The organism is Asanoa sp. NPDC050611, from assembly GCF_040654855.1.
Classification (GTDB): Bacteria; Actinomycetota; Actinomycetes; order Mycobacteriales; family Micromonosporaceae; genus Asanoa.
This window is the reverse complement of sequence record NZ_JBFAIU010000488.1, coordinates 1-4,266: the sequence shown is the minus strand read 5'-3', so window position 1 is coordinate 4,266 and position 4,266 is coordinate 1. Positions and strand designations below refer to the sequence as shown.

The following is a 4,266-nucleotide window of genomic DNA, read 5'->3' as shown; positions in this document are numbered from 1 at the left end:
CAAGACCGCCATGTAGAACGTGGCCAGTCAGGGCTTGCTGGTGGCCGCCGCCGGCCTCTACCAGAGCTACGCGACCGCGGCCGAGGACGACGAGACCAGTGGGCTCGCGCTGCTCGCGCCGGCGCTGATCGCGGTGCTGGTCGCCCTGGCCGCCGCCCGCCTGCTGACCCCGTTGGCCGGCCGGGTCGGCCGCCGCGCGCTGCGGTCGGGCCGGGTGCCGGCCGCGCTCGGCGCCACCCAACTCGCCCGCCGGCCGGGCACCCACCGGGTGTTCGCGCTGCTGGTGATCGCCGTCGCGCTGCTCGGCACGGCGGTCGGCGGCTGGACCGCGGCCGACGACAGCCGCGCCGAGCGGGCCCGCCACGAGCTGGGCGCCGACCGCGTGCTCACCGTGCAGGCCCGCAGCCGAGCGCAGCTCGTCGCGGCGGTGCGCGCCGCCGACCCGGGCGGCACGCAGGCGATGGCGGTGGTGCGCAGCAACGACGGGCCGGCGACCGTGCTGCTGGCGGTGGACTCCGCCCGGTTCGCGGCGGTCGCCGACTGGCAGTCGGTGTACGGCGACCTCCCGCCGGCCGACCTGCTCCACCCGCCGGCGCCCGCGCCACTGTCCACTACGGACGGTGAGCTGGCGCTCGACGTGGCCACGAAGGTGCTGCCCGCCCCACTGGCCCCGCTGACGCCCGACGAGCAACCCGGCGGCGCGGCGGGCGGTGCGGCCCCGCCACCGCCGGCGAAGGCGGCCGACCCGATGTTCGTCCTCGTGCACCTGGCGACCGAGGCCGGTGACCAGGTCACCGTGCGGTTCGGGCCGCTGCGTGACGCGCGGGCCGTCTACCGCGCTCCGCTGAGCGGCTGCGGCAGCGGCTGCCGGGTCCTCGGCATCGAGCCGGTGACCCGGAACTTCGCCGGCCGCTCGGTCGTGCCCGATCCCGGCTCCACCGTGACGGTCTTCGGGCTGCGCGGCGGCGCGGGTCCGGTCCTGACGCCCGCGGTGCTCAGCGACGTGACCCGCTGGCGGGCCGGCGTCGGGCGGACCACGGTCGGGCCAAACCTCACCGCCACCGGCGGCGCGCTCACGATCACCGCGGTCCGCGCGGCCCGCGAAGACGACCAGAGCACCCGGGTGTATGTGGTCGACGCGCCGAGCCCACTGCCGGTGGTGACCACGAGCAACGCCTCGATGCCGTCCGCGGGCGATCCGCGGCTGGCCGTGTTCGGCGGCGACGAGGTGCCGGTCCACACGGTCGGCGCGGTCCGTAACCTGCCGACGACGTCCCGGTTCGGCTACCTGATGGACCTCGAGTACGCCGACCGGATCGCGGAGAACCCGGGCACCGTCGACACCCCGCAGGTGTGGCTGGCGCCCGGAGCGCCGGCCGGCATCGTCGACAAGCTGCGGGCCGGCGGGCTGACGGTGATCGCCGACGAGACGGCCGCGAGCGTGACCGACCGGCTCGACCGGGAGGCGCCGCCGGCCGCGCTCCGCTTCCAGCTCGTCGCCGCGCTCGCCGGGCTGCTGCTGACGGCCGGCGCGTTCATCGTGGTGGCCGCGGTCGAGCGCCCGGAGCGGGCCGCCGAGCTGGCCGCCCTGCGGGCGCAGGGACTGCCGCCGCGGGTGGTCCGCCGGGTCGCCTGGGGCGGCTACGGCGGGCTCGCCGTCGCCGCCGTGCTGCTCGGGCTCGGCGCGAGCGCGCTCGCGCAGGCCGTGACCCGCCGGCCGATCCCGCTGTTCGTCGACGGCTGGGACGTCCTGCCGGTCGCCGTCGGTCCACAGTTCCTGCCGCTCGTGATGGCGCTGCTGGGCGGGCTGCTGGTCGTCGGCGCGGCCGGCGCGGCCGCCGCCACGCTGCTGGTCCGGGCCGTCCGGGGCGAGGAGTCCGCGTGATCGCCCTGGTGACCCTCATGCTGACCGCCCGCCGGGTGCAGGCGGCGCTGATCCTGCTGCTCAGCGCGTTGGCCACGGCGGCGGCGGTGGCCGGCCCGGTCTACACGGACGCGGTCGACCGGGCCGCCGTGGTCGCCGAGGTGGCGAACACCCCGCCGGCCGAGCGCACCGTCGCCGTGCAGGCGCCGATCGACAGCACGCAGCGGGACCGGTTCGACTCGCTCGCCGACAACCTGGCCAACCTGCCGCGGTTCAGCACCGTGGTGAGCGCGGTGCTGCCGGTGCTCGGCCTCGAACCCACGGCCGGCGAGATCTCCTGGTTCACCTACCGCGACCGGGTCTGCGAGCACGTCCGGATCGTCACGGGCCGGTGCCTGATGGCGGCCGGCGAGGTGGTGGTCGGCGAGGCCACCGCCCGGCGGCTCGGTGTGGCACCCGGTCAGTCGGTGTCACTCGCCTGGGCCCGTTACGACGAGGTCAGCCGGTCCTGGGTGGTCGCCGGCCGGCCGGCGCCGACCACGATCGTCGGCATCTACCGGCCCGTCGACCGGACGGAGCCGTACTGGGGCCGGTCCGGCTACTTCGCGCCCACCGCGCCGGACACCACCGCGGAGCCCGTCTTCACGGCGCGGCCGTCGGTCGACGCGCTCGAGCACGAGTCCGACAACCGCAGCATCGAGGCGATCCCCGGCCCCGGCGCGTTCGACGCCGACCACCTGCCGGCGCTGTCCGCGGCCCTCGACGAGCTGAGCGAGGACCTGGGCAGCGACGACGAGACCGCCCGGTTCGCGGCGCTCACCGACGAGCTGCCCAAGCTCTTCGATCGCGTACGCGCCTCGGACGCGCTGACCCGCCAGCTCGTGCCGCTCGCCGGCCTCCCGCTGATCGGCCTGTGCTGGCTGGTCATCTTCGTCGCCGTGGCCGGTGCCACCGCTGCCCGCCGGCACGAGCAGGCCCTGATCGCGCTGCGCGGCGCGCCCCGGATCGGCCGGTTCTGGCTGGCCGCGGGGGAGAGCGTGATCGCGATCGCGGTCGGTGCGCCGCTCGGCTACCTGGCCGGCACGCTGGCCACCCGGGCCGTCGCCGACGCGCGGTTCGGCCCGATCCCGGTCTTCGACCTGTCGCCGGCGCCTGGCGCGCTGGTCGCCGCCCTGGTCGCGGTCGCGGGCGCCGTGCTGGTCGGCCTGCTCGCGCTGCGCCGCGACCTGGCCAGCCCGGTCGTCGACCTGCTGCGCCGGGTGCCTCCGCGCGGTGCTGCCTGGCGGACCGCCGCGATCGACGCGGGCGCGGTCGTGCTCGCCGTCGTCGCCGCCGTGCAGCTGCGCGCGTTCGACGGCCAGTTGCTCGGCCTCGGGCTGCTGGTGCCCGGGCTGATCGGGCTGGCGGTCGCCGTGCTCGCCGGCCGGCTGCTCGTCCCGCTGGCGGCCCGGCTCGGCCGCCGGGCCGTCCACCGTGGCCGGCTCGGGCTGGCCCTCGGCGCGCTCCAGGTCGCCCGCCGGCCCGGCAGCCAGCGGCTGTTCGTGCTGCTCGCGGTCGCGGTGGCGGTGCTCGGCTTCGCCACCACGGCCGTCGACGTCGCCGACCGGGCCCGGGCCGACCGCGCCGCCGTCGAGACGGGCGCGGACCGGACGATCCAGGTCGCACCGGTCGACTCCGGTGCGCTGCGCTCCGCGGTGCGGGCGGTCGACCCCGACGGGCGGTTCGCGATGGCGGTCGGCCTGCGCGAGGCGGTCGACGGGCCGCAGGTGCTGTTCGCGGACACCGCCGCGCTGCCCGGCGTCGCGGTCTGGCGCCCGGAGTACGGCGGGTCGCCGACGGACATCGCGGCCGCGCTGCGCCCGCCGGGCGACGAACCGATCGTGGTCAAGGGCGTGGAGCTGGCGCTGACCGTCGACTTCGCGCAACCGACCGCGACGGGCACCGAGCTGCGGCTCACCGCGCTGCTGCGCCCGCTGGCCGGCGGCGCACCGGTGCGGGCACCGAGCTCCCCGATCACGCCGGGCCGGCACACCTGGACGCTGGCCACCCAGGCCTGCGCCGAGGGCTGCCGGCTCGCGGGGATCGAGGCGGTCTACGCGGCGTCCGGCGGCGACGTGGCCGACCTGACGATCCTCTCGCTGGGCGTCCGTGCCGACCGGGCGGCGCCGTTCACCGACCTGGTGCCGGCGTTCACCACCGAGCGGTGGCGGGGCAGCGACGACGCCAAGCTGACGGCCGAGGAGGGCGGGGTGCATGTGGTCGTGCCGGGCGCGGTCATCCAGCCCCGGCCGACGGTGCTCGTGCCGGCCGGCACCCCGACCGACGTGCCGGTGCTCAGCGGCGGCGCCCCGTGGCTGACCACCGACGAGTTCATGAACGCGCTCGACGAGAACCTGGCCCGC

2 protein-coding genes are annotated in these 4,266 nt (G+C 77.4%); both read left to right on the top strand.

All coding sequences use genetic code 11. The features are described from left to right. Positions 1-19: 19 nt before the first annotated feature. Positions 20-1,885, top strand: coding sequence for an FtsX-like permease family protein (locus AB0H87_RS38805; protein ID WP_360157846.1), 1,866 nt, complete (start codon positions 20-22; stop codon positions 1,883-1,885). Further along, positions 1,882-4,266 (top strand): FtsX-like permease family protein (locus tag AB0H87_RS38800; protein ID WP_360157843.1); only part of this gene is annotated, 2,385 nt, incomplete at its 3' end. The genes AB0H87_RS38805 and AB0H87_RS38800, both read left to right, overlap by 4 nt.